The sequence below is a fragment of the Adlercreutzia sp. CNCM I-6207 genome, assembly GCF_977072305.1.
Genome location: NZ_CDRVLZ010000010.1, coordinates 18,441 through 42,389, shown reverse-complemented (window position 1 = coordinate 42,389; position 23,949 = coordinate 18,441). Strand labels below are relative to the sequence as shown.

18 protein-coding genes and 1 pseudogene are annotated in these 23,949 nt (G+C 64.8%); all 19 read right to left on the bottom strand.

Going from position 1 to position 23,949, the window contains the following annotated elements:
• Positions 1-178 precede the first annotated feature (178 nt).
• Entirely contained in the window at positions 179-946 is a 768-nt protein-coding gene (dapB, locus tag ACW4QM_RS06590) for a 4-hydroxy-tetrahydrodipicolinate reductase (protein WP_161127243.1), read from the bottom strand.
• Between the two features lie 393 nt (positions 947-1,339).
• Positions 1,340-3,559 (bottom strand): polyribonucleotide nucleotidyltransferase, encoded by a 2,220-nt coding sequence (locus ACW4QM_RS06585; protein ID WP_161127244.1) that lies wholly within the window; start codon positions 3,557-3,559, stop codon positions 1,340-1,342.
• A gap of 160 nt (positions 3,560-3,719) precedes the next feature.
• On the bottom strand, positions 3,720-4,007 hold the full coding sequence (gene rpsO, locus ACW4QM_RS06580; protein ID WP_022739929.1) for a 30S ribosomal protein S15: 288 nt from the start codon (positions 4,005-4,007) through the stop codon (positions 3,720-3,722).
• Between the two features lie 241 nt (positions 4,008-4,248).
• On the bottom strand, positions 4,249-5,016 hold the full coding sequence (recO, locus tag ACW4QM_RS06575; protein ID WP_455798302.1) for a DNA repair protein RecO: 768 nt from the start codon (positions 5,014-5,016) through the stop codon (positions 4,249-4,251).
• Positions 5,017-5,031: 15 nt separating this feature from the next.
• Positions 5,032-7,305 (bottom strand): PASTA domain-containing protein, encoded by a 2,274-nt coding sequence (locus tag ACW4QM_RS06570; protein WP_161127246.1) that lies wholly within the window; start codon positions 7,303-7,305, stop codon positions 5,032-5,034.
• 128 nt (positions 7,306-7,433) lie between these two features.
• Positions 7,434-8,354, bottom strand: a complete 921-nt coding sequence (gene era, locus ACW4QM_RS06565) for a GTPase Era (protein WP_161127276.1) — start codon at positions 8,352-8,354, stop codon at positions 7,434-7,436.
• 66 nt (positions 8,355-8,420) lie between these two features.
• The gene (locus ACW4QM_RS06560; protein ID WP_231699466.1) at positions 8,421-8,846 is read right to left on the bottom strand and encodes a diacylglycerol kinase family protein; all 426 of its coding nucleotides are present in this window, start codon (positions 8,844-8,846) and stop codon (positions 8,421-8,423) included.
• A 19-nt stretch (positions 8,847-8,865) separates the two neighbouring features.
• Positions 8,866-9,354, bottom strand: a complete 489-nt coding sequence (ybeY, locus tag ACW4QM_RS06555; RefSeq protein ID WP_114539050.1) for an rRNA maturation RNase YbeY — start codon at positions 9,352-9,354, stop codon at positions 8,866-8,868.
• A gap of 3 nt (positions 9,355-9,357) precedes the next feature.
• Complete coding sequence (locus tag ACW4QM_RS06550; protein ID WP_161127248.1) at positions 9,358-10,317, bottom strand: PhoH family protein; 960 nt, start codon at positions 10,315-10,317, stop codon at positions 9,358-9,360.
• Between the two features lie 67 nt (positions 10,318-10,384).
• Positions 10,385-12,652 carry a DUF4145 domain-containing protein gene (locus ACW4QM_RS06545; RefSeq protein ID WP_237974244.1) on the bottom strand — a complete coding sequence of 756 codons (2,268 nt, stop codon included), beginning with the start codon at positions 12,650-12,652 and terminating at the stop codon, positions 10,385-10,387.
• A 114-nt stretch (positions 12,653-12,766) separates the two neighbouring features.
• Positions 12,767-13,594: a DarT1-associated NADAR antitoxin family protein gene (locus tag ACW4QM_RS06540; protein WP_237974243.1), complete on the bottom strand. Its 828-nt coding sequence runs from the start codon at positions 13,592-13,594 to the stop codon at positions 12,767-12,769.
• Positions 13,595-13,597: 3 nt separating this feature from the next.
• Positions 13,598-14,101, bottom strand: a complete 504-nt coding sequence (locus ACW4QM_RS06535) for a hypothetical protein (protein WP_237974242.1) — start codon at positions 14,099-14,101, stop codon at positions 13,598-13,600.
• Positions 14,098-17,175, bottom strand: a complete 3,078-nt coding sequence (locus ACW4QM_RS06530; protein ID WP_237974241.1) for a DEAD/DEAH box helicase — start codon at positions 17,173-17,175, stop codon at positions 14,098-14,100. The genes ACW4QM_RS06535 and ACW4QM_RS06530 overlap by 4 nt, the downstream gene beginning before the upstream one ends.
• A 186-nt stretch (positions 17,176-17,361) precedes the next feature.
• A pseudogene (locus tag ACW4QM_RS06525) lies at positions 17,362-17,865 on the bottom strand (DarT ssDNA thymidine ADP-ribosyltransferase family protein); the annotation flags it as partial.
• A gap of 101 nt (positions 17,866-17,966) precedes the next feature.
• Positions 17,967-19,217, bottom strand: a complete 1,251-nt coding sequence (locus ACW4QM_RS06520; protein ID WP_237974239.1) for a MiaB/RimO family radical SAM methylthiotransferase — start codon at positions 19,215-19,217, stop codon at positions 17,967-17,969.
• Entirely contained in the window at positions 19,210-20,118 is a 909-nt protein-coding gene (locus ACW4QM_RS06515; RefSeq protein WP_237974238.1) for an RsmE family RNA methyltransferase, read from the bottom strand. Before ACW4QM_RS06515 ends, ACW4QM_RS06520 begins: the two co-directional genes overlap by 8 nt.
• 12 nt (positions 20,119-20,130) lie before the next feature.
• The gene (dnaJ, locus tag ACW4QM_RS06510; protein ID WP_161127251.1) at positions 20,131-21,279 is read right to left on the bottom strand and encodes a molecular chaperone DnaJ; all 1,149 of its coding nucleotides are present in this window, start codon (positions 21,277-21,279) and stop codon (positions 20,131-20,133) included.
• 57 nt (positions 21,280-21,336) lie between these two features.
• Positions 21,337-22,347: a heat-inducible transcriptional repressor HrcA gene (gene hrcA / locus ACW4QM_RS06505; protein ID WP_161127252.1), complete on the bottom strand. Its 1,011-nt coding sequence runs from the start codon at positions 22,345-22,347 to the stop codon at positions 21,337-21,339.
• A gap of 283 nt (positions 22,348-22,630) precedes the next feature.
• On the bottom strand, positions 22,631-23,800 hold the full coding sequence (gene hemW / locus ACW4QM_RS06500; RefSeq protein WP_161127253.1) for a radical SAM family heme chaperone HemW: 1,170 nt from the start codon (positions 23,798-23,800) through the stop codon (positions 22,631-22,633).
• Positions 23,801-23,949 lie beyond the last annotated feature (149 nt).

The following is a 23,949-nucleotide window of genomic DNA, read 5'->3' as shown; positions in this document are numbered from 1 at the left end:
TCAAACGCACAACCTGCGCGGATAAGGTGCTGCCCCAAGCAGGCACTGCCCTTGCGTCTGTTCCGTAGGGGCTGACCTTGGTCAGCCCAGGCGAGCGGAACGATCATGCGAGACAAAACAGGGGCGACCAAGGCCGCCCCCTACGGATGGCGTCTGCGAACGAATGGGGGCTGAGAGTCTAATTCATAAAGTTCTCAAGGCCGACGATGAGGCCGTCGCGCTCCCCCACGCTGCGGATGCCCAGCAGGACGCCGGGCATGTAGGAAGTGCGATCCCACGAGTCGTGACGGATGGTGAGGGTTTGGCCCAGCGAGCCGAAGATGACCTCCTGGCTGGCCACAAAGCCCATGGAGCGCACGGAGTGCACGGGCACGCCGTCGATAAGCGCCCCGCGAGCACCCTCGGCACCGGCGATCTCGGTCTCGCGGCCGGGGGCCTCGCTCACGCGCGGGGCACGCGCCTTTGCGATGATCTCGGCGGTGCGCACGGCGGTGCCGGAGGGCGCGTCCTTCTTGTTGCAGTGGTGGTACTCGATGACCTCGGCCTCTGGGAAATAGGGCGCGGCGGCCTTCGCGAACTCCATCATGAGAACCGCGCCGGTGGTGAAGTTCGGCGCGTAGAACAAACACGTCCCCGGCGCCGCCGAGGCGGCCAGCCCCTCCAGCGTCTCGTTGGAAAGCCCCGTCGTTCCCACCACGCAGTCGACCCCCCGCGGCAGCGCCACCGAGAGATTGCCCGCCACCACGTTCGGCTGCGTGAAGTCGACGAGCACATCGACGTCCGTCGCATCCAGCGCCTCTGCCAGCGTGCCGAACACCGGGAAGGGCGCCTCCTTGGCATGGGGATCGATGCCGCAGACCACATTCATGTTATCCGCAGCCGTTACCGCATCAACCACCGCCGAGCCCATGCGCCCCGCATAACCCGCCACCGCAACCTTAATCATAGGAAACCTCCCATACACCAGTCAGATTCAACAAGAAGCGTGAACGCTATTGTAAAGCAACAACGTGAGAGCGAAGAGGAGACAGGGGGCGCCTTGACCGAGCGAGTTCCGCAGACGGTATCGAAGGCGCGATGATGCAGGGAGCAATGCAGCTAGCGCGCCTTCGATACCGGCGAGGACTGTCTGAGCGAATCAAGGTGCCCCCTGGCTCCTCTCCGGGAGTGTCGCGGCGTGAACTTCTACCTAAGCAATCCGAACCATCTAGGCATCCCCGGTTTCTCTTTCGCTGGGGCGTTAGGGGAGACTAAGGTCTGCCCCTACAGGACGGTGCCGGCGTAGCGGATTCCGATTGCAACAAGAAAGGGCCGCAATCGCGACCCTTTCCATAAAACGCTAGTTGCTGCTGCCGCTCTCGTGGCGACGACGCGGCGTGCGGCCGGCGCGGCCGGGACGGTTGTCCTCCCGACGCTCGCGGCGCTCGTGACGCTCGCCCTTGTCGCGCGGAGCCGGGGACGCGGAAGCCGGCGCGTCCGGCTTGTCCAGGCGGTCCAGCGAAATCTTACCCGTCTTCGGGTCGATCTCGAGCACTTCCACCTTCACGATGTCGCCCAGGCTCAGCACGTCCTCCACCTTGCCGACGCGGCCGTTGGCCACGCGCGAGATGTGGAGCAGGCCGTCCTTGCCCGGCGTGAGCTTCACGAAGGCGCCGAAGTCCTTGATGCCGACGACCTCGCCCTCGAAGACCTCGCCCACCTCGGGCTCCTTCACAATGCCGAGGATCATGTCCTTGGCCGCCTGCATGGCGGTGCCGGAGACGGCGCCCACGTGGATGGTGCCGTCCTCCTGAATGTCGATGGAGGCGCCGGTCTCCTCCTGGATGCCGCGAACCACCTTGCCGCCGGAACCGATGACGTCGCGGATCTTGTCCACGGGGATCTTGATGGTCTCGATGCGCGGCGCGGTCTCCTTCATCTCGGCACGCGGGCCGTCGATGGTCTCAAGCATGGCGGCCAGGATGAAGGCGCGGCCCTCGTGGGCCTGCTTCAGGGCGCGGGCCAAAATCTCGACGGACAGGCCCTTGGCCTTGTTGTCCATCTGCAGGGCGGTGATGCCGTTAGGGGTGCCGCAGACCTTGAAGTCCATGTCGCCGAGGAAGTCCTCGATGCCCTGGATGTCGGAGAGGATGACCACGTCGTCGCCCTCCTTGATGAGGCCCATGGCCACACCGGAGACGGGCGCGGAGATCGGCACGCCGGCGTCCATCAGGGCCAGGCAGCTTCCGCACGTGGAGGCCATGGAGGAGGAGCCGTTGGACTCGAGCACCTCGGAGACCACGCGGATGGCGTAGGGGAAAGTGTCGGTGTCGGGCAGCACGGGCACCAGTGCGCGCTCGGCCAGGGCGCCGTGGCCCACCTCGCGGCGCTTAGGCGCCCCCATGCGACCGGTCTCGCCGGTGCAGTAGGGCGGGAAGTTGTACTGGTGCATGTAGCGCTTGCCCTCTTCGGGCCAGATGGTGTCGAGGCGCTGCCACTCGTTGAGCATTCCCAGGGTGCACACGGACATGACCTGGGTCTGGCCGCGCTGGAACAGGCCCGAGCCGTGCACGCGGGGCAGATACCCCGGCACGATGTACAGCGGGCGGATCTCCTCGGGGGTGCGGCCGTCGACGCGCTCGCCGGTCTCAAGGATCATGGCGCGCATGGCCCGCTTCTCGAGGGCCTTGAGGGCCGCCTTGATGTCGGAGCCCCAGGCAGCGCGCTCCTCCTCGGTGAAGTCGTTCTCGATGATGGAGGACTTGAGTTCTTCCACCTTCTGCATGCGTGCGGCCTTGTCGGCGTCCTTGAGGGCCGCGGACATCTCGTCGAGATGCGCGTCGACGCGCTCGGCCACCGACGGGTCGGCGGCGTGGATGGTGTAGTCCATGGGGGTGGGGTTCACCTTGGCAAGGAAGGCGGCCTGCTTCTCGCAGAAGGCGGCGATGGCCTCCTGGCCGAAGGTCATGGCGGCCAGCATGTCCTCCTCGGAGATCTCGGCAGCGCCGGCCTCGACCATGGAGATGTAGTCGGCGGTGCCGGCGATGGTGAGCTCCAGATCGGAGTTCTCCTGCTCGGAGACCGTGGGGTTCACGATGAACTCGCCGGTCTCGATGTCGCGGCCGATGCGGACGCAGGCAGCAGGGCCGTCGAAGGGCGCGCCGCCTACGAGGAGCGCCGCCGAGGCGCCGGCCACGCAGATGGTGTCGGGCAGGTTCTCGCCGTCGATGACGAACGGGGTGGCCACGATGTGCACCTCGTTCTTGTAGCCGTCCGGGAAGCCCGGGCGGATGGGGCGGTCCACCATGCGGGCCACGAGCGTGCCGTGGTCGGACGGCTTCGCCTCGCGCTTCAGGTAGCCGCCGGGGATGCGGCCCACGGCGTACATCTTCTCGATGTAGTCCACCGTGAGCGGGAAGAAGTCGTAGTCCTTCTCCTGGCTGGAGACGACGGCGGTCACGAGAACGCTCGTGGCACCGCAGGTCACGAGCACGGCGCCGGTGGCCTGCTTGGCCAGCTCGCCGGTCTCGAGACGGTACTGCTTGCCGTACAACTCGAATTCTTCGACAATTTTCGTCATAACGCTTTTCTTTCTCTTCAACTCCCCCGCCTCATTGCGGAGGACTTCTTCGGGTGCGGCTACTTACCGTTCGCCGGCCCGCGACCGTCGGCGCCTCATGCGCTTCAGACCGCTTATAGCAGAAAACGGGGCCCCAGGCGGGGCCCCGTACATGCTCGAGCTAGATGTTGTCGCGGATACCGAGCTTCTTGATGAGCTCGCGGTACTCCTCGATGTTGCGCTCCTTGATGTACTTCAGCATACCGCGGCGCTTACCGATGAGCATCATGAGGCCGCGACGGGTGTGGTTGTCCTTCTTGTGCGTCTTCAGGTGCTCGGTGAGGTTGCGGATGCGCTCCGAGAGGATGGCGACCTGAACCTCGGCGGAACCGGAGTCCTGATCGTTCTTGCCGAACTCCTTGATGAGTTCCGCGGTGCGCTCCTTGGAGATGCTGAGCTTGCTGGCCATAGCTGGTCCACCTTTCTTTCCCGGGGTCTCCCCCGTCTTCGCCGCGTGCGCGGCCTACCGTTTCCATCCGTCTTGGGTAGCCATGGAAGTGGTCCGTGGGAACCAAAGGCGAATTCCGCCGCCGTTTTGGCAGCCCGCCCAGTATAGGGCACTTGCGGCGCGGCTCGCCCAAGGTTTCCGCGAGCGACACGGTTTCTGCATATTGGGGCTGGGTGAGCGCGGCGAAAAAAGCGGTGCGACACTAGAACAGGCCGCACGTGAAGAGGAACTCGAGGGACTTCAGCGAACTGCCGATGTGGGCGCGGACGAGATCCTGCACGAGGTGCAGCACGGCGAAGGTGCCCGTAAGGTCGGCCGGCCCTTCTGCAATGGCGTCGAAGGGGGTTGTGAGGAAGTACTGCGCCCAGCAGAGGGTGCCGGCATCCACAAGCACGGATTCGTCCAGGCCCCGGCAGCTCTCGCAGAGCACTCCGCCGCCTGCAGCCGAGAACGGGATGCGTGTGCCCTCGACGAGCGCCACCGGCTCGCCGCAGCCGACGCAGACCTCGAGGCTCGGTCGCAGGCCCGAGAAGGCGAGGATCTTCAACAGCTCGGCGGCCGAAAGCGCCGCACGGTGGCTGTCATCGGCGCCGTCCATGGCGTCCAGCATGCGCATCGCCGACTGGAACAGGCGCGGGTTGGCGAGGTCGCGCTGGCTCATGCGGGCGAGCAGCTCCGCTACGGGCGCGGCGGCCGCAGAGGCCTCGAGGTTGCAGCGCAAGGCGTCATGGGCCGCGACGAGCCGCGCCTCCTTCAGAATGTCGAGACTTCGGCCCGTCGCGCACAGGGCGTCGATGACGCAAAAGGGCTCGGTGCGCGCCGCGAAGCTGCTCTTGGGCCGCCGGGCCCCTTTGGCTACGGCCCGCTTCTGGCTGCCGTCCTCGGAAAGCAGCGTGAGAATGAGGTCGCTCTCCCCCAGCTTCGTACGGCGCAGCACGAGAGCGCGCAGGGAGTAGGTCGGTTGCGCCACGAAGCCGCCCCGCGCCTAGTAGCGGATGGAGGGGCTGGCGTAGGAGACCTCGTTGTCGTCGTTCCACACGATGCCGCCCTCGATGGTGGTGAGCTTCTTGGCGAACACCGTTTCCTGGCCCAGGCCGAAGGGCATCGTGACCACCTCGTACTGGCGCGCCTCCACGGTGTAGAGCACCTCGCCGTCGCCGCGGTAGGTGCAGCTCTTGATGTTCTCCACCTTGAAGCTGCCCTCGTCGTTGGTGAGGTTGGCTCCGGGCAGGATCTCGCGGGTGAGGTCCACCAGCTCGGTGCCGCGGGAGTGGGCGACATACAGCGTGACCTCGGAGCCGGAGTTCAGCTCGCTGCCGGCGGCCGGGTCGGTGGAGACGGCGGTGCCCTCCTCGATGTCCTCGGTGGTGTACCACTCGCTCGTCACCTCGTAGCCCTCGGCTTGAAGCGCGGCCTTGGCGTCGGCTTCGGACATGCCCTCCACATCGGGTACGGTGTAGGGAACGGCCACGGTGACGGTGATAGCGTCGCCGGATTTCGCCTCCGTGCCCGCTTCCGGGCTCACGGCCAGCACGGTGCCCGCGGCCTCGTTCGACTTCTCCTCGGTGTAGGTGACCGCCGTGAACCCTTCGGCCTCCAGAGCCTGGGCGGCCTCTTCGCTGGTGGCGCCCACGATGGCCGGCACGATGCGCGGTACGGCCACGGAGAGCGTCACGGTGCTGCCCTCTTCCGCGCGATGCCCCTGCTCGGGATCGCTCGAGAGCACCGTGCCCTGGGGATCGTCGGACTTCACTTCGACGGCCTGCGCAACGAACCCCTTGGCTGCCAAGGCGTCGACCGCCTCGGGCTGGGAGAGGCCCACTACCTCGGGGATGGTCTTGCCGCCCCACAGCTCGGCCATATAGGTACCACCCGCTACGGCCGCCAGCACCACGGCCAGGGCGATGCATGCGGCGGCGATGATCGGGCCCTTGGCGCGCGGGGGCCGTGCGGAGGGCCCTGGGAAGGGAGCCTCCCCATCGGCGCCATCGCGAACCGGCGCGGCCTCTTCGGGCGCCGAGAAACCTATGGAAGATTCCAGCTCAGGGGTTTCCTCCTCGATGGTCGAGGGGAAGGCCAGCTCGCCGGTGGCCCGGGGCGTGAGCGCTTCCTCGGCCTCGGCAGTCGTGACTGCCGCCTGGTCGGCGACGACAATGGCGGAGGCGGCCTCCATGAGAGCCGTTTCCTCGGCGGCGCAAGCGTCGGCCGACTCATTGGGCGACGCTTGCGGTGCCTCTTGCACCACCGGGGTCTCCGGAGTCGCCCCCGCCTCATCCTGGGTCTTACGGGAGCGACCGCGGCCCTGACGATTCACGGAGGGCCGCGCCGCATGGGAGCCCATGCGCGCCGGACGCTTGCCCGACCGCTCGAACAGGCTCACTGCCTCGTCCCCGCTGGACAGCACCTCGTCGAGATCGTCGTCCTTGGCGGTTGCGTCTGCAGCTGCGAAGCCGGCGACGGCGCCAGGAATCGCACCGAAGGCGACACCGGACGCATCGCCAGCCTTGGAGGCCTCGTTCTCAGCAACAGGGGCATCCTCGCCGGGCGTCGTGAATTCAGGCGTTTCTTCCATCTCGGCAGTCTCGGCTGCCACGGCCGCAGCTGCTGTCGCGGCAGCCACCCGCTCTTGCTCAAGCCGCTCGCGTTCTTCCCGCTCGGCAGCCTCGGCAGCGCGCCGGGCCTCGCGGGCCTCCTCCTCGGCTATCCGCCGCTGCTCGCGGGCCTCGGCCTCGGCGGCGCGCAAACGCTCCTTCTCCGCAGCCGTTTCGGCGCGCAGGCGCTCCTTCTCGGCCCGCAGGAGCTCCTTGGCCTTGCGGGCCTCCTCCTTCTCCTGCATCTTCGAAAACTTCTTCGCGAGCTTCTTCTGTTGGCGGTCGCGGCGCCGCAGCTCCTTCTCCGTCGGTCCCATGGCGTAGCTGCGGGCGCGTGGCACGTACTCCTCGTTGATGCGCGGGATCTCGGCCGTGTCACCGGCCTGAGTGGCCGCCGGCGGAACGTAACTTGAGTCGACCAGCCGCTCGAAGCCGGACAGGTCGGGGACATCGGGGCCGTCGGGCACTGGATCGACCAGATCGGCCACCGAGGCCCGCGGCGCCGGTTTGGAAGGCGCCGGGGCGACGTCGGGCACGCGCACGACCGGGGGCACCTCCACCACGGGAGGCACCGACACTTTCGCCGAGGCGGCCACGAACACTTCGCCGCAGTTCTCGCAGAACGCGGCGTCGTCACGATTATCGAATGAGCAGTGAGGGCATTTCATCGACGTTCTCCTCATTGATTGCACAGATAAGGAAAATTGTACCCGATTATTCTGAATATAGCCCCCATATCCAGCAACAACAAAGTTACTGGTTCGCCCAAGGAAGTCAGCGAGGGTCCGACAGGCGCCTAGGCCCCTTCCCCGTAGCCGAATCTTCGGATCTGGTTGGCGTCTCGGCGCCAGTTCTTGCGTACCTTCACCGACAGATCCAAAAACACCTTCGCCCCCAGCAGCAGCTCCAAGTCCTTGCGGGCCTCGGTGCCGATGCGCTTGATGGCTGCCCCGCGCTTGCCGATGATGATGCCCTTCTGGCTGTCGCGCTCCACATAGATGACCGCGTAGATGCGGTAGAGGTTCGGCTTCTCGAATTCCATCTCCTCCACGGCGACCCCGATGGCATGGGGCACCTCGTCGAAGAAGTTGCGCAGGATCTTCTCGCGGATGAATTCCGCCACCATGACCTCCAGCGGCTGGTCGGTCTCCATGTCGGCGGGGAACCACGCCGGGCCCTCGGGCAGAAGAAACTGCACCTCCTCCACGAAGGCGTCCACGTTGCGGCCCGTCTCGGCCGACAGCGCCACCATGGCGTCCCAGTCGCAGAGCTTCTCGGCCGCCTCGCGCTGGGCGCTGATCTCGGCATCGCTCGCCAGGTCGGTCTTGGAAAGCACGCAGATCTTCGCCGAGCCCTTCGCGGCGCGCACCTGGGCGGCCACCCACTCGTCGCCCCGTCCGATGGGCTTCGATGCGTCGATGAGCATGGCCACGACGTCCACGTCCTCCAAAGCCTTGATCGCGCTCGTGTTCAGCTCCTCGCCGAGGGCGTCCTGGGGCTTGTGCAGACCGGGAGTGTCCACAATGATCATCTGCATGTCATCGGTGGTGTGCACGGCGCGGAAACGGTGGCGCGTCGTCTGGGCCGTGTTCGAGGTGATGGCGATCTTCTTGCCCATGATGGCGTTCAGAAGCGTCGACTTCCCGGCGTTGGGGCGCCCGACCAGCGTCACGAACCCGCTCTTGAAGTCGGGATTGGTGGGAAATGAGCCCCCCATGGGGTTTTCAGCGAAGTAGGCGTCGAGATCCATGAAGTTCCTTTCGAAGAGGTGGGGCGTCGTGCGTTAGAGAAGGTCGAGCGCGTAGGGTGCGAAGACGATGAGCCCGACAATTACCGAGCCCGCTGAGGCCAAAAGCACGGCGCCGGCCGCCGCGTCCTTGGCCGCGCGGGCCAGCTCGTGCCACTCGGGCGAGGCGAGATCGACCGCCGACTCGATGGCGGTGTTCACCACCTCCGCCACGGACACGACGATGATGCAGAGCACGATGGCGAGCCAATCGACGCGGCTGATGCCCAGGGCGAATCCGGCCGCGACGGCGGCAAGCCCTAGGATCACCTGGATCTTCAGGTTGCGTTGAGAGCGAAAGGCGTAGGCGACGCCGGCGGCCGCGCAGCGAAAGGCGCACACGAGCGGGAAGCGCCCCTCCCCGCACCGGCGGCTCTCCCCCGCTCTGCGCACGAGCGGCCTCATCTTATCGTCGCCGGCCAACGGGCTGCCTCTCAAGCGCTCAGCGGTTCTCGGAGACAGCGGGCAGGTCGCGCTCGGTCCAGGCCGTGAGCAGCTCGCGCTCGCGGGCCTCCATGACCTCGGCCTCCTCGTCCACGATGTGATCGTAGCCGCACAGGTGCAGAAGCCCGTGAACGATGAGCAGCGACACTTCCTGCTCGAAGGAGTTGCCGAACTCGGTGCTCTGACGCGCCGCGACGTCGGGCGCGACGATGATGTCGCCCAGTTCGTAGACCGGGCAGCTCGGCCCGTCGGCGGCGGTGATGTCGTCGTCGATGTTGTCGCATTCGAAGGAGAGCACGTCGGTGGGTCCTTCCATACCGCGGAAGCGCTCGTTCAGCTCGGCCATGGCCGTATCGTCCACAAAGCTGATGGAGACCTCCGTGTTGATGGGCTTCCCCTCGCGCTCGAGCACGAACAGGGCCAGGTCGCGAATGGGAAGGGAGGCGAGGTCTTCCTCGCGATGTCCGTAGGTGATGAGGATTTCCATGGGCTATCTTGCCTTTCCCGCCGCGCGCTCGTAGGCGGCCACGATGGTCGCCACCAAAGAGTGGCGCACGACGTCTTTGCCGGAAAGATCGCAGAACGCGATGTCGTCGATGCCCTCGAGGACGGAGCGCACTTGCACAAGGCCGCTCTCCCCGCGGGGCAGATCGATTTGAGAGATGTCGCCGGTGACGACGATTTTCGAACCGAACCCCAAGCGCGTCAGTGCCATCTTCATCTGCTCGGGCGTGGTGTTCTGGGCTTCGTCCAAGATAATGAAGGCGTCATTTAAGGTGCGCCCGCGCATGAAGGCGAGAGGGGCGATCTCGATGGTGCCGTTCTCGATGAGGGCATTCGCTCGCTCCTGATCGAACATGGAGTACAGCGCATCGTAGAGCGGTCGGATGTAGGGATCCACCTTCTCGAAGAGGGTGCCCGGCAGAAAGCCGAGGTTCTCGCCGGCCTCCACGATGGGCCGCGACAGCACGATGCGGCCGACTTCCTTGCGCTTCAAGGCCGCCACCGCCATGGCCATGGCCAGGTAGGTCTTGCCCGTGCCGGCCGGCCCTATGGCGAAAGTGACCGTGTTGTCGCGGATGGCGTCGACGTAGTGCTTCTGGCCGGCGGTCTTCGGTCGAATGGCCCGGCCCCGGTAGGTGAGCAGCACATCGTCGCGCAGGGCGGTGGGGGCGAACTCCGCCTGGCGGAGCAGCTCGACGGAACGGCGCACCGAGTCGGTGTCGGGGGCCTGCCCTTCCTCCACCGTTTTGAACAGGTCGGCGAACAGCGCGGTGAGCTGCTGCACCTCCACGGCGTTCCCTTCGATGACGATGCGATTGCCCCGCACGGTGAGCCGAGCGTCGAAGGACTCCTCCAGCACGTGGAGGATCTCGTCGGAGGCGCCGACGACGAGGGCCATGTCCACCCCGCCGGGCGCCGTGAGCGTTGTCTGCATCAAATCAGTCATGCCCGCTATTGTACCCTATCTTGTGCATCTGCCATAGAACCGTTTGATTCGGGGGCATGAGTCTGCGTTATCCGAGGAAATCGGCGTAACATTCGCGAAGCAATTCGGGAGGCTCGCCTTCGTAGCGAATATAGAGTCGGCGACGCGCCCGGGTGAAGTGCACGTAGCGCAAGCGCTTCTCGCCAGCCAGATCGTCTGCGATCATACGATTGTAGTCGACGATGACGTTGTCGAACTCAAGACCCTTGCCGACCATCTCCCCTATGGCGTAGAAGCCGGGGCTGAGCACGTCCCCGGGCTCTTCCGGACACCTCAGCGGAAATTGAGCACGGGCGGCGACGCCCATCCAGTGTCCCACGCTCCCGATCAAGGCCGTTGTCTGCCCTTGAGCGCGCTGGGCGATATTCCGCAGAAGATCCACCACCCTCTGCTCGTCGGCATTCACTATGTGGATTTTATTCCGCGCATCTTCAATAGGGCACTTTGCTCCGTTGAGCCGTTCGGCAAAGCAACGGATGGCGTAGCTGTTTCGCTTGTTCTCCCGCAAGGTGATGGTATGCCCTCGCACGCTGGAATCGAGCTCCTTCCAAGTGAAGTCCCGCTGGTATATCTTCTGGTTCTCATCGCCCGACAGATAGACACGCGCTTTAGTGGTTGATCGGAACTTCAGCAGAAGCTGAACAGACTTAATGGAGAAATCCTGCACCTCGTCGATGGCGATGGCGTCGTAGCTTGGCAGCGAATTGGACGCGAGGAGCCTCTTCGTAGCCTGCTCGATGGTGTAGCGCTCCTGCGCGGCAAGAGATGCGCGGAACTCCGCCCACACCTCGAGTATGATTTTCCTGACCTCCTCGCCCGGACGGCGCTTGGTTCCACGGCCCGTACGGGCGGCCCGCAGATAAGGATCCTTCGAGGTATTCGGAGCCGCGGCGTCGCGCTCGTCCTCGTAGCGTGCCTCCAGCCACCTCAGCTCGTCGAGCATCCAGTCGATGTTTTCGGAAGAGGAGCCGTTGAGGTAATACGCCTCCTTCTGGGAGGGGTGTCGTTCGGCCACGCGTCCCATCGCCTGCCTCAAGATCGGTTCAACATCCGAATCGTAAGCGATCCTCCAGTATCGCCGAGAGCCTCCTTCAGTGACGAGCGGATACCGGACGTCCTGCGCGTAGGGTCGCAAGTGCTCGAAGCCGTCCTTCGGGGTGTTTCTCACCAACTGGTTGATGTACTCGTCGTAATGGACGACCTCGATATTACCCGCCTTCGAAGGGTATTCCGCCAGAAGTCTACGCACATAGCCGGCAAGAGATTTGTTGAAGCAGACGAACAGCGCCTTTTTAGCCCGCTTGTCGAACATCGACATTTGCCCGCCGTCTGAGACATCTGAGATGAGTTTGGCAAGCAGGCAAAGTGTTTTACCCGTACCAGCTCCTCCGGCAATTTGCAGGATGGAAACCGATGTTGTCGAGGTTCGGGGAAACGCCATCACCTCGAATTGGCTTTCGGTGGCTTTCCCGCGGCCTCGCAAGAGCTTCTCTATGAAGTCGTGCTCAGTCAGGATCTCGTCGACGCGAGACTCGGCGCGCCCGGCTCTCTGGTCAGCCTCTTCCATGCTCTGACGAACCGATTCGACGACCTTGTCACATTCCTCGAAGAGTCGCTCCCGCAAGACCACCGTCTCCTGCGACCCCTCATCGGCAGAATCGACGTTGAGGGCCTTTGCCTCTGCGAGGAGACCCGCGAGGCGCCCCATCACCTCTGCCGCATCTTGCCCTTGCTTCCGCGCCGCCGCGCCCGCCGACCTCACCTCGCGCTCGATATCCGCATCCCCGCTAATGAGGGCAGCAGTCTTTGCCCGACGGGACAATTGGGATATCTCGTCCTCCGTACGCACGACGAATATGGCGTCTGCGCCCCGCGGCACAGAGAGAGGCATATCTTCGTCGATACCGAAGCGCACGATGAGGCTGCGAAGGACGTCGTCGATAAGCTCGAGGGCCATCTGGGCGTCAATCACCTTCACCGAACGGTGAGCCCCGTTGTTTCCGAGGCGTCTAATTTCCTGGAATTTGCAGGCCATGGGTTTGTCGATCAGACCCTCGTCTTCCGCATAGCCTATAAGATCGACAAGTCGCATATCAGCATCTTTGTCGTCGACGAGAATCCGAAGCGCGTTTTCTGCGATGTTGCGGCATCCCGTCACTACAGCATCGGGATCCTCGGTTCCGTGCTTGCGCCAGAGCGGGATCTTCGTTGCTAGATCGGCTCGTCCCAACCGCGCCTGCAGAGCCTCGCCGCAGCGGGGCATGTAGTCGAAATACTTTACCGTAGCCTCACCCATCTTGCACACTTCCCATCAACTCAAAGGAGAATCCCCGTTCCCGCCGCACATCCCAACGAAAAATCGACCAGCATCATCCTTCCATTACAGGGCAGGCGAAAACAAGCCGGCACCTCACTCGAAGAGCGTCCGCGGCCTCCCATCGCTCGTTTCCGAATCCGGATAGCCCACGGCCTCAACGAACTCCTCGATACCGCCGATGCGGGCGGTATCGCAACCCCTCCTCCTCAGGCCGACGAAGATGGCGCAGCTTCTCGCCTGAGTGTTGTACTTGCGGCGCTTCCCCGTTCCAGGCGAAAACATGATGTCGGTGAACACGCGGTATTCCATAACCTGCTCGGCAAGGTCGGCATTCTGCGGCTGGGACAGGGCGCTCACATAGAGGAAGTCATAGAAACAGCTTCGGGGTACGGTGGGAAACGCCTCTCCGAGAAACTCGAAGTGGGAGAAGGTCGCCCCGGCGATGTCGTCCTGAATTCGATTGAAGAGCTCGTCGTCGCAATAGGCGGCGCGCAGTTTGGCGTCGAGGTGCGCATCCACGTAGCGCTTTGCCCTCGAGCCTGCAGGAAGGTCGAGCAGATCCCGGTAGGGGCCGCACAGGCGGCCATCCGCTCGCCTGAACACCTTGGCGCTTTGGAACCAGTTCTCCACACTCTGCACGCGATTGGTTCCTTCGTCGACATACTGGAGGTTCATTGCCGACAGGCGCTGCCCCACCTCGTAGTCATGCGATGCGGTGGACACCTCCAGAATATCGCATCGACGCACTCCGCGCGCGCCGTAGGCCTCGACGATTGCGGACGCCAAAGCGTCGCTCGAGCGCTGGCGCACCTGCCAGCTCATGCCGCTGTGCCAATCGAAGGAGATATCCTCCTCGTGAAAGACGCACTCGCCTCCCGAGACCGCGAAGAAGGGACGCAGCGCCCGATTGACCTTCGCCACGACCTATCCCCTCTCCTTCCCCAAGCCCTTTTGGGTATTGCGGTCGATGCGCCCCACCGCGGTCTCCAGCGACGCGAGGCGCTCGTCGAGGGAGCCTAGAGACTCCTGGATCGCGACAAGTGCGGCGGCGAGCATCTCATCGCGGGCCTCCACGGCGTCGCAGACAGCTTGCACCCGCTCGACACTCGATTCCATACGGCCGGATCGCTCGTCGAGGGCGTCCTGGGCACGCAACGCTTCCGATGCAACCACCTCCACGGAGCTGACCTGGCTCTCGATTTGATCGAGCGTGCGGCCGAAATCGGTACGTTGCAGCAACGAGAGCACCTTCTGCAGCTCCTTGGCGACCCCGTCAATCCGCTCCACGAGTTCCGAAAGCGTGCCGTAGTGGGAATCGATGACCTCCGCCTGCTCCTCGCAACTGCGCTGCTCGCCCTCGATAGCCTCGAGCGCCTCGACAATGCGGACCGTCTTCGCCTCCAGGGCCTCCAGTTCCTTCAGGTTCATAGCCTTCCTCTCATAGCCTTTGTCGCGATATCGTGCATTCGGTAGATTTTCCTCAGGCGAACCGCCTGCTCGAAGCCCAGCGGCGCCAGAACCTCTTGCTCGGACTTTCCGAGGACCGATGCCAGCAGCTGCACCAACGGGTGGAGACCTTCGGCAGATGAGGAAGCCGCCATGGCCGTTTCGAGGAACGCCATGAGCCTCTCGCAGGTCTCCTCCTCGGCGATGCCATAGCTCCCGACGCCGAAGTCGACCATGGCGCGGGCCGAGCGCAGGACCTGAGCCGCCTCGCCACGCAGCAGGTATCCCATGGTCAGCAGGTAGTGCAGCCCGTAGTGCTGGGGATAGTCCTCCAGCAGACGCAGCGACTGGCCGATCATGTTGTCTACTGCGTCGTCCGACACATAGCGCTCCATCACCCTGAGAAGCAGCTCGGTGTCCGTCGCATTGGCGAGGACGTCGAGTACGTCGATCTGGCCTTCGTCTTCTGTGGACAGATAGGCCAGAAGCTCTTGGCGAAACCTGTCGTCCACGTCGTCGACATCGCCGGCAGCGAAGGCCTTCTCGGCTGTCTCCAGCATCGTGAGAATCGCGCGGCGCCGCCCCTCCTCCAGAACCTTGTAGGTAAATGAGGAGAGCAAGTGGCGCAGCACGGCCATGATGAACTGCCTGTCGTCGTCGATGCCCTCTACCGCCCGCGCGAGCGATGCCGCAGCATGGTCGACGTAGGCCCGATCCGATTGGTAGGAAGATATGTAGTCGAGATAGCGCTCGATGACCGAATCCCGGAGAGCCTTCCCCTTCAGCGTTGCAGGCTGGATGAGGAAGAAGCCGTCTCCTCCCACGCCCCCGTACTCCATGGTGTAGCTCTGGAACACACCCAGGAGCTTGAAGCGGTAGATGGCCTTCTCCCGCGCCGTTTTACCGCAGATCTCGTCACCCTCGCCCGCGCCGTTCTCGCAGAAGGGAATATGCCAGCGGCCCTCGGCCCATCGCTCGGGGGAACAGGCGCCGAGCACTCGCCGGGCGCACTCGAGTTCTTGGTCCGCACCTCCGAACGACGAGGTGTGGAAGCGCAGGATGCGGCTCACATCGTCGTCGTTGTAGCGCCCCTTCTCTCCCTCGAGACCCTCTAAGACGTCCACCCTGCTCTGGGACGGATCGAGCATGCGCTGGTTCAACTCGGGAAAGTCGTTCGAGAGGATGAGGTAGGCGCACGCGAACTTGCCGTCGCGTGCGGCGCGGCCCACCTCCTGATAGTAGGCCTCAAGGCTGGAGGGTATGCCGAAGTGGGCGACCCAGCGCACGTTGGGCTTGTCGATGCCCATGCCGAAGGCCTTGGTCGTAACCATAACGGCAAGCTCGTCGTTCTTGAACTTGCGCGCCTGATCGCGCTTGAACTTTCCCCACTGGGCTCTCCCCATCCCCAAGGCCTTCGGAGGCTTGCCCGCATAACGGCCGCATCGATCGGGGAGCACGCGATTCAGATGATCCCACACGCCCAAATGCCCGTGCTCAACCGCCCTTGCGCTGTTCATGAGTCCGTACGGGCCGCTGGAGTGGGGACAGAAGACGATGCCGCAGCCCACCTCGTCCTGACCGGTACGATCTCCGTACAACCCTCGGACAGCGGACCCGAAGTCGCGGGGCAGAAGCGTTCGCACCACATAGTCGAGGGCGCCGATCTTCTCGCTCGACGCTACACGGAGAACTCGAAAGTGGATCTCCGGCCGATCGAAGCTGGGAGGGCGAATGATCGAGGAGGGGTCTGCTATGCCGAGGTCGTGCCTCATGTCGGTGAGCACGCTCATGGATGCGGTGCCCGTAAGGGCGAGCAGGGGCGGCACAGCCTCCCCCGTCCGGCAGACATCGCGGCAGGTGTCCGCGAGACCCAAGTAGGCGGGACGGAAATCATGGCCCCATTCGCTCACGCAATGAGCCTCGTCGATGGCAATGGTCGAGATGACATTATGCCGCGCATAGCGCTGCACCCGCTCGAGGAACCGCCTGTTCTGGAATCGCTCGGGAGTGACGTAGGCCATGAGATATTGGCCTACGCCCAGCAGGTACTCCGCATGGGCCCGCTCTTTCGAGCCCAGCTCGGAGTTGATGCCGACCACTCGGTCGATACCGCGATCCCTCAGATTCTCCACCTGATCGTCCATCAGCGACAGAATAGGGCACACGACAAAGGACATACCCGGCGTGATCAGGGAGAGCAGCTGGAACACAACCGACTTTCCGCTACCCGTGGGCAAGAGGACGATAGTGTCGCGACGCTGTACCCCACGCATGACGGCCTCGGCCTGACGCGGACGAAAGTGGGGGAACCTGAAAATGTAGTTCAAGAGGAATTCCAGACGCCCCAAATCCGGCGCAATATGGGCCGGCTCGCGCACGTCGGTGAAGGGAAACTCGACCTCCTCGGCTTTCCAAGAGAGGGACGAGATGCGCACCTCGCGATCGTCGAGGGGGTCGACGGCATTGCCCCAGCGCAGCACGGCGTCCGGGCGACCGTCCCCCATCGCCAGATCGATGCCGGCAAAGGGGTTGGGCACATCGTAGAGCGCCCCCACATGCCCGCCTAATTCGACCAGGTCCTCCAGGGCCAAAGCCGCCACATGAGACAAAGACCCCTCGTCATTGGCCGCGTCGCATCCAACTTCGAGCTCGACGGAGAAAGAAGCTCCCTCCCCGAGCCTACCCTGCTTGACGAGCTCCACGAGAACGCTTTGAACCTGATGGGCCAGGGCTACCTCGAAAGAGCCGTTGAGATTCTCCTCGAGCCACGGCGATACGACGGTGAGCCGACCGCGGTGGATGATCTTCTCGATGACAGCCAGAGCGGCGAGCTCCTGGGTTGATCGTTCCCCGCCATCCCGCACTCCCCGATAGCGCATGGTCCACGAGGGGAAGAGCGCCTTCGCGCGATTGCGTTCCTCTCGCAAGGAATGAACGTCATCGAGTCGCGTGGCTATGGAGTCGAACGTGAGCGACAACTCGATGTCATCAAGCTCTCGAGTCGCAATGGCATAATCATCCTCATCGGGCCACCAGGACGTGAGGTAATACTCCACCCTCTCCTCATCGGAGCGCGCAATGGCGCCTCCTTGGCCGAAGACTTCGTCACGCCAAGAGAAGTGCCGGTCGTTGATCTCAATGCGGCAGGGACTGTTCTGGCTTCGGAGTTGCGCTGCGAGTTTCTCCATGAGCGGTTCGACGGTCTTTTTATCTTTCGCCGAAAATTGAACCGACTGGAAGAAACGTGGCTCTATGTCACGCGAGACGAGGAGCTCGGCCTGGTTGTCCGTCGGCCAATGCGGCTTAAGGCCGGGATGGCGTGCCCCCCCGAAGATCTCCTCCACGCCGCAGCGCTCGGCCTTCCGGGAGGCCGCATTGGTCGAGGAGAACTCGAAGAGACGGTTACCGGCCGCATCGCAGCACTCGTAAAGAATCGCGGGGTTGATGCTCACGACGGCATAGACGCGGTTCGGATGATCTTTACGCGCTCGGTAGAACATCTTGATATTGGGGTTGGAGATCGAAAGATTGACATGCGCCTTGCCGTCGAGCCGCAAGCTGTCGTTATGCTGGAAAGCGATCTCCCGCCGCTCCAACTCCGCGCGAGGGAGCAAGCCGTTCTGCAGAATACCCGGCAGGTTATCCACCGATGTGAAGTGAACGAACTCGCTCACTCCCCGACTTTTGAGGAATGACAGCGTGTCCTCGATCTCTCTGCGCACTATGCCCTGGGCTCTCGTAACCATATCGTTACTATAGCGAAAGGCGCAGGTCGCGACAAGATGTTTCCGCGCTCTCGGGATTCGCTCCGCGAAAAAGGACTTCAACGGGATCGGAGCGAGGTTCCCTACAGCGTCACCGTCACGAGCGTGCCCACGAGGGCGCTCTCCGGCACCGTTGTCTCGTGGTAGCTCTCGGTGGTGGCGTGACCGGGGCGCTCCACGAGGGCGAGCTCGGTCGTGCCCGCGCGCACGGCGCGGTCGGCGGCGGCGAGCTTATCGGAGAGGGCGCGCAGGCGGGCGGCGCGGTCGGCCTTCACCGCGGATGGAACCTGGTCGGTGCGCTCGGCTGCGGGCGTGCCTTCGCGCCGCGAGTACGGGAACACGTGGATCTTGCTGAAGGCGGCGTGGCGCGCGAGGTCGCAGGTATCGGCGAAGTCGTCCTCGGTCTCGCCGGGAAAGCCCACGATAATGTCGGTGGTGAGCGCGATTTCGGGAACCATGGCCCGCAGGTAGTCCACGAGCTGGCGGTACTCCTCGGTGTCGTAGGGGCGCGCCATCTCGCGCAGCACCTTCGACGAGCCCGACTGCAGGGGCAGGTGCAAATGCCGGCAGAGGCGCCCCTCGGCCTCGGCCAGAAGCCCGATGAAGTCCATCGACACGTCCATGGGCTCGACAGAGCCGATACGGAAGCGGCACGGGGCCTCGCCGGGGCCGTGTAGGTCGGCGGTCTCGTCCAGCAGGCGCCGGCAGAGATCGGCCAAGTCCAGGCCGCTGTCATCGTAGGACCCCAGGTTGATGCCCGTGAGCACGATCTCGCGCACGCCGGCTCGCGCCAGGGCCGCGGCCTCGGCCACCACCTCGTTAGCCGGGCGGCTCGTCGCGCGGCCGCGGGCCACGTGCACGATGCAGTAGGTGCAGGCGTTATCGCAGCCGTCCTGCACCTTCACCCCGACCCGCGTACGTCCGTCGGAGGGCAGCACCGAGGACCTCCCCCCATGTGCCGTGAGGTCGGACGAGGAGCTGTCGCTGCCGGGCAACTCCATCTCGTTGAGGAAGAGGGCCATGCCGGCCTTCGGAACAACGCGCACGCGCTCGCCCATGGCCTTATAGGTTGCCGCGTCTATCTCCGTGGCGCAACCGGTGACGACGATACGGGCGCCATCGTTGGCGGAAAGCGCGTGGCGCACGGCCTTGCGAGTTTTCTTGTCGGCCTCGCCGGTGACGGTGCAGGTGTTCACGATGATGAGGTCGGCCGCTCCCTCGGGCGCCGGCGCTCCCCCGCGCTCCCCGAGCAGCCGCTCGAAGCCGTCGGCCTCCACGCGGTTCACCTTGCAGCCGAGGTTCACCACGGCATAACCAAACGGCGCCTTACTCATCGGCGCCCTCATAGCGGGGAAACATGCGCTCGAAGGCCTCGGCGGCAGCCGGCGCCTCGATGACGCGCGGCTCGGCATCGGCCGCAGCCGGATCCGAACCGGGCTTCCGCGGGCGATTGCCCATGCCGCCCAGCTCGTAGAGCGTAAGCGCCGGAGCTACGATGCCCGCCGTCTCGGTACGAAGAATGGAAGAGCCCAGCGTAACGAGGCGCGCCCGCGGGTTGCTCGCGAGAAGGATGCGCACCTCCTCTTCGGAAAGGCCGCCCTCGGGCCCCACCACCACGGCGATGCGGGCGTCGTCCGCCGGCGTGAGCGTCTCCAAAAGCGCCCCCTGCACCGCCTCGTGCAGACTCGCGCTCTGGGGCGCCTCCTCCCAGCACACGAGCACGGCCGTGGCCTCGGCGAGCATCGATGCCGCCTCGCGCACCGATACCGGCTCGCTCACCTTGGGGATGCGCGCCTGGCCCGACTGCATGGCGGCGCTCTTGGCGATAGCGCGCCAGCGCTCGGTCTTGGCAGCGGCCTTCTTCCCATCGAGCTTCACCACCGAGCGCTTGCAGGACAGAGGCACGAAGGCGGCCACGCCCACCTCGGTGGCATGGCGGATGACCGTCTCCATCTTGTCGCCCTTGGCAAGTCCCTGCAGAAGGATCACCTGGGGCCCGGCTTCGTCCGCTTCGGCGTGGCGCGCGATGGACACGAGCGGCAGCGCGTCGGAGAAGTCGACGATCTCGCACTCGAAGTAGTCGCTGTCGGCGTCGATGACCGCCACGTGCTCGCCGGGCGCCAAACGGAGCACCTTCGCGTGCTTGGCGTCGTCGGACGCGAGGCGCAGCGGGAACACCGCCTCGGTCTCGGCGGCCAGCACCTGGTTTTCCACAAAGAAGCGGGGCAAAGACACAGATCCGCTCCCCTACTCGAAAATGTCGCGGAGCTTCTGCAAGGGCGAGCGCTTCTCCTCGTTCACGTCCTCGCCCATCTCCTCGGCCAGCTCCTCCAAAAGCTCGCGCTCGCGCTTGGAGAGCTTCTTCGGCACTTCCACGGCGATGTGCGCGAACAAATCGCCGCGAGCGTCGCTTTTCAGGCGCGGCATGCCGAAGCCCTTCACGCGCACGATCTGGTCGTTCTGGCAGCCCTCGGGGATGGCGACCGTGACCTTCTCGTCCTCGTAGATGCCGTCGATCTCGATGTCGGCGCCGAGCGCCGCCTGCACCATGGGAACCACGAGCTTGCAGTGCAGGTTGTCGCCGTCGCGCTCGAAGAACTCGTCGGGGGCGATGCGCACGGTGACGATGAGGTCGCCGGCCGGCGCACCCTGCATGCCCGCTTCGCCGAAGCCGTGGATGCGCAGCTGCTGGCCGTCGCGAATGCCCTTGGGGATCTCCACCGAGACGCGCTGGCGGTCGGGCACGCGGCCCTGGCCCTCGCACTCGGGACACGGGTTATCGATGACCGTGCCGGTGCCGTGGCAGGCGGGGCAGGTGCTCGCCGATTGCATGTCGCCCAAGAAGGTGTGCTGCACGGTGACGACGCGCCCGGTACCGTGACATTCCTCGCAGGTCACTTCCTTGCCGTCCTCGCCCAGGCCCGTGCCGTCGCAATCGGGACACGGCGCCAGGCGGTCGTAAACGATCTCCTTCTTCTCGCCGGTCGCCGCCTCTTTCAGCGTGATGCGGATGCCCACGCCCATGTCGCGGCCGTCCTTGCGCACCTGGCGGCCGCCTGCGGCCGCGCCGCCGAAGAAGGTGGAGAAGATATCACCCATGCCGCCGAAGCCGCCACCGAACAGGTCCTCGAAATCGATGCCGACGCCGCCGTAGGGGCCGCCGCCACTCGCCGCGCCGGGAATCGTGCCAAAGCGGTCGTACTGGGCCTTCTTCTGGGGGTCGGACAGCACGTCGTAGGCCTCGTTCAGCTCCTTGAACTGGTCTTCGGCATCCGGTGCCTTGTTCACGTCCGGGTGCAGCTCCCGCGCCCTATGGCGAAATGCTTTCTTGATCTCGGCTTCGGAGGCGTCGCGGGAGACGCCGAGGATTTCGTAGAGGTCCTTAGTTGCGGCCATGATAGGTGAATCTTGCCTTTCTTCGTTCGCTCTTCCGTATTCTTGGGTAACGCACGTCTACTCGCCGTGCAGCGCGCACTGGGCGGCGCGGACGGCGCGGATGGCGCGCTCGTAGTTCATGCGGGTGGGGCCGATGACGGCGACGACGCCCTCGGACTCGCCGCGCCCATAGGGGCAGGCCACGATAGAGACACCGGCGAGCTCCGAGGCGGGGTTCTCGTGCCCGATGCGCACCATGACCGGCCCCCCTTCCGCGGCGGCCTCGTCGAAGGTGTTCAGCAGCACGCGGTCGTCCTCCAGCACTTCTATGACCGGCAGCAGGGCCTTCGAATCGCTGAACTCCGGCTGGCGCAGAAGCGCCGAGACACCGAGGCTGTGGGCACGAGCGCTTTCGGACTCGCCCAAGCATTCTATGACCTCGTCGATGATGAGCTGCACGAGCGGGTCGCTGAGGGCCTCTACGGTGCCGGCGTCCATGGAGCGGCGCACGTCGCGGGCCGAGTGCCCGGCGAGCACCCGGTTCAGCAGGTTCTGGGCACCTGCCAGCTCGTCGGCGGAGACCTCGTCGGCGAAGGTGACCGTGCGGTTGACCACCTGGCCGTCCTCGGCCACCACGATGACGATGGCCTGCCAGGGCGAAAGCGACACCAGCGTGATCTGACGAATGCGGCCCGCGAGCACCGAGGGCGCCATGACAATGGACAGGCAGTTGGTGAGCCGCGCGAGGGCCGCCGAGGTGCGTTCCATGAGCGCGTCCAGCTCCGAGGCCGAGGCGCGCAGCTCGTCAACCATGGCCTGGTGCGGGCGCTCCTCCTCGGCCAATCCCGACGAGAGCAGCTCGTCGACGAAGGTGCGGTAGCCGGCGTCGGTGGGCACGCGCCCGGCAGAGGTGTGTGGCTGCTGGATGAAGCCGGCGTCTTCCAGAGCAGAGAGGTCGTTGCGCACCGTGGCGGGGCTCACGCCCAGGCGGTGCCGCTCGGTCAGGGTACGCGAGCCCACGGGCAGCGCGTACTCGATGTAGTCCTCGATCAGCGCGCGCAGCACCTTCTGGCGTCGCTCCGACAGCATATCCGCTCCTCTCGCCTTCCCGCTTCGCCCCGCGCGATAGGCGCGGAGGCATCCGTTATTGACGCCATTTTAGCAACCACGAGGCGAGAGTGCTAACGAAAGCCCCTATCTCGACGCAAGCGACACACAAGCACAGGTGGAAGGCGGCCCTTCGGGAACGATTCCGTAGGGGCGGTGCTTGCGCCGCCCTCCCGAGCAAGAAAGATTTTCGGCGTTGAAGAGGGGCGACCAAGATCGCCCCCTACGAAGGTGGTGGTATGCGAAGCAGGGACGATGGGTTGGCTTACGGGGCAAGATCGAGGAGGCGGCCGTAGAGCTCGTTGCCGCAGAGCCAGCCGGCGTCGGTGGGGCGCCAACGGCCGTCCGCGTGCTTGGCCAGACCGAGAGAGGCGAGTTCGTCGAAGGCGGCAAGGACCGAACCGGTTTCAGATCCGGGGGTCATCGACCCCGAAGATGCGGCCGTGCTCGCGGCGTCGTCGATGACCGCTGCGGCCCGCGTCACCTGTTCGTCGGAGACGCCGCGGGCCATGCGCATGCCAAGCATGAGGTCCTCGGCGGCCATCTGCCGCGCGTCCAGATCTTCCACCACCTGTCCGTCCTGCACCCGCATGCGCCGCTCGGCGTTCTGGGTCATGGTGACGGCCGAGCGCCCCAGCCCCAGGTAGGGCTTCCCCGTCCAGTAGGCGGTGTTGTGGCGGCTCTCGAAGCCGGGCCTCGCGTAGCTCGCCACCTCGTAACGATGAAACCCGGCTCCCTCCAGGATGCGCCGAGCCTCTTCCATTGCCGCCGCTTCCACGTCCTCGTCGGGCTCGTCCATCTCGCCCCGCATGACGGCACGATCGAAGGGGGTGTGCGGCTCGATGGTCAGCGGATACACCGACACGTGGGCCACCCCTAGGGCCACCGCCTCCCGCACACTTTCCGCGAAGGACTGCGCGCTCTGCCCGGGAATGCCGCACATCAGGTCCACCGACACGTTATCGAAGCGCTCCTGGGCCGCGCGCACCGCCGCCCTGGCAGCCTCGGCGTCGTGGGCACGTCCGAGAATGCGCAGCACCTCGTCGTCGAAGGACTGCACGCCGATGGAGAGCCGGTTCACCCCGAGTGCCCAAATATCCCGTACCATGGGCGCCGTGAGACTTTCGGGGTTCGCCTCCATCGTGCACTCGACCTCGGGCTCGAGATGCATCGACATCGACAGCGCATAAAGGAGCATCGAAAGCCGCCCCATCCCGATATGGCTCGGCGTCCCCCCGCCCAGATACACCGTCTCGATGGCCCCGAGCTTTCCCTCCCTCGAGGCCCGGCGGATATCCATCACGAGCGATTCCACGTACTCGTCGATAATCGGCGAGTCCCGCTCTACCGCCGAAGTGGCGAAATCGCAGTACCCGCACCGTCTCACGCAGAACGGAATGTGCAGGTAGAGTGCCTTATAGGGATCGTAAGCCATGAGGGTCCTCTCTTTCCGACCGAGTAGTCCGACGCTAGAAGGCATTGCAACCGAGCGAGTTCCGCAGATGGTATCGAAGGCGCAGCGATGCGCGGAAAGACTAACCCTAACGCCTTCGATACCATCGAGGACTGTCTGAGCGAATTGCG

Coding starts and splice junctions, on each gene's coding strand:
- hemW (WP_161127253.1), bottom strand. CDS start 23,800: ATGGCTTACGATCCCTATAAGGCACTCTACCTGCACATTCCGTTCTGC.
- era (WP_161127276.1), bottom strand. CDS start 8,354: ATGGGGGGCTCATTTCCCACCAATCCCGACTTCAAGAGCGGGTTCGTG.
- rpsO (WP_022739929.1), bottom strand. CDS start 4,007: ATGGCCAGCAAGCTCAGCATCTCCAAGGAGCGCACCGCGGAACTCATC.
- ACW4QM_RS06550 (WP_161127248.1), bottom strand. CDS start 10,317: ATGACTGATTTGATGCAGACAACGCTCACGGCGCCCGGCGGGGTGGAC.
- ACW4QM_RS06570 (WP_161127246.1), bottom strand. CDS start 7,305: ATGAAATGCCCTCACTGCTCATTCGATAATCGTGACGACGCCGCGTTC.
- ybeY (WP_114539050.1), bottom strand. CDS start 9,354: ATGGAAATCCTCATCACCTACGGACATCGCGAGGAAGACCTCGCCTCC.
- ACW4QM_RS06545 (WP_237974244.1), bottom strand. CDS start 12,652: ATGGGTGAGGCTACGGTAAAGTATTTCGACTACATGCCCCGCTGCGGC.
- ACW4QM_RS06520 (WP_237974239.1), bottom strand. CDS start 19,217: ATGAGTAAGGCGCCGTTTGGTTATGCCGTGGTGAACCTCGGCTGCAAG.
- ACW4QM_RS06535 (WP_237974242.1), bottom strand. CDS start 14,101: ATGAACCTGAAGGAACTGGAGGCCCTGGAGGCGAAGACGGTCCGCATT.
- ACW4QM_RS06585 (WP_161127244.1), bottom strand. CDS start 3,559: ATGACGAAAATTGTCGAAGAATTCGAGTTGTACGGCAAGCAGTACCGT.
- hrcA (WP_161127252.1), bottom strand. CDS start 22,347: ATGCTGTCGGAGCGACGCCAGAAGGTGCTGCGCGCGCTGATCGAGGAC.
- dapB (WP_161127243.1), bottom strand. CDS start 946: ATGATTAAGGTTGCGGTGGCGGGTTATGCGGGGCGCATGGGCTCGGCG.
- dnaJ (WP_161127251.1), bottom strand. CDS start 21,279: ATGGCCGCAACTAAGGACCTCTACGAAATCCTCGGCGTCTCCCGCGAC.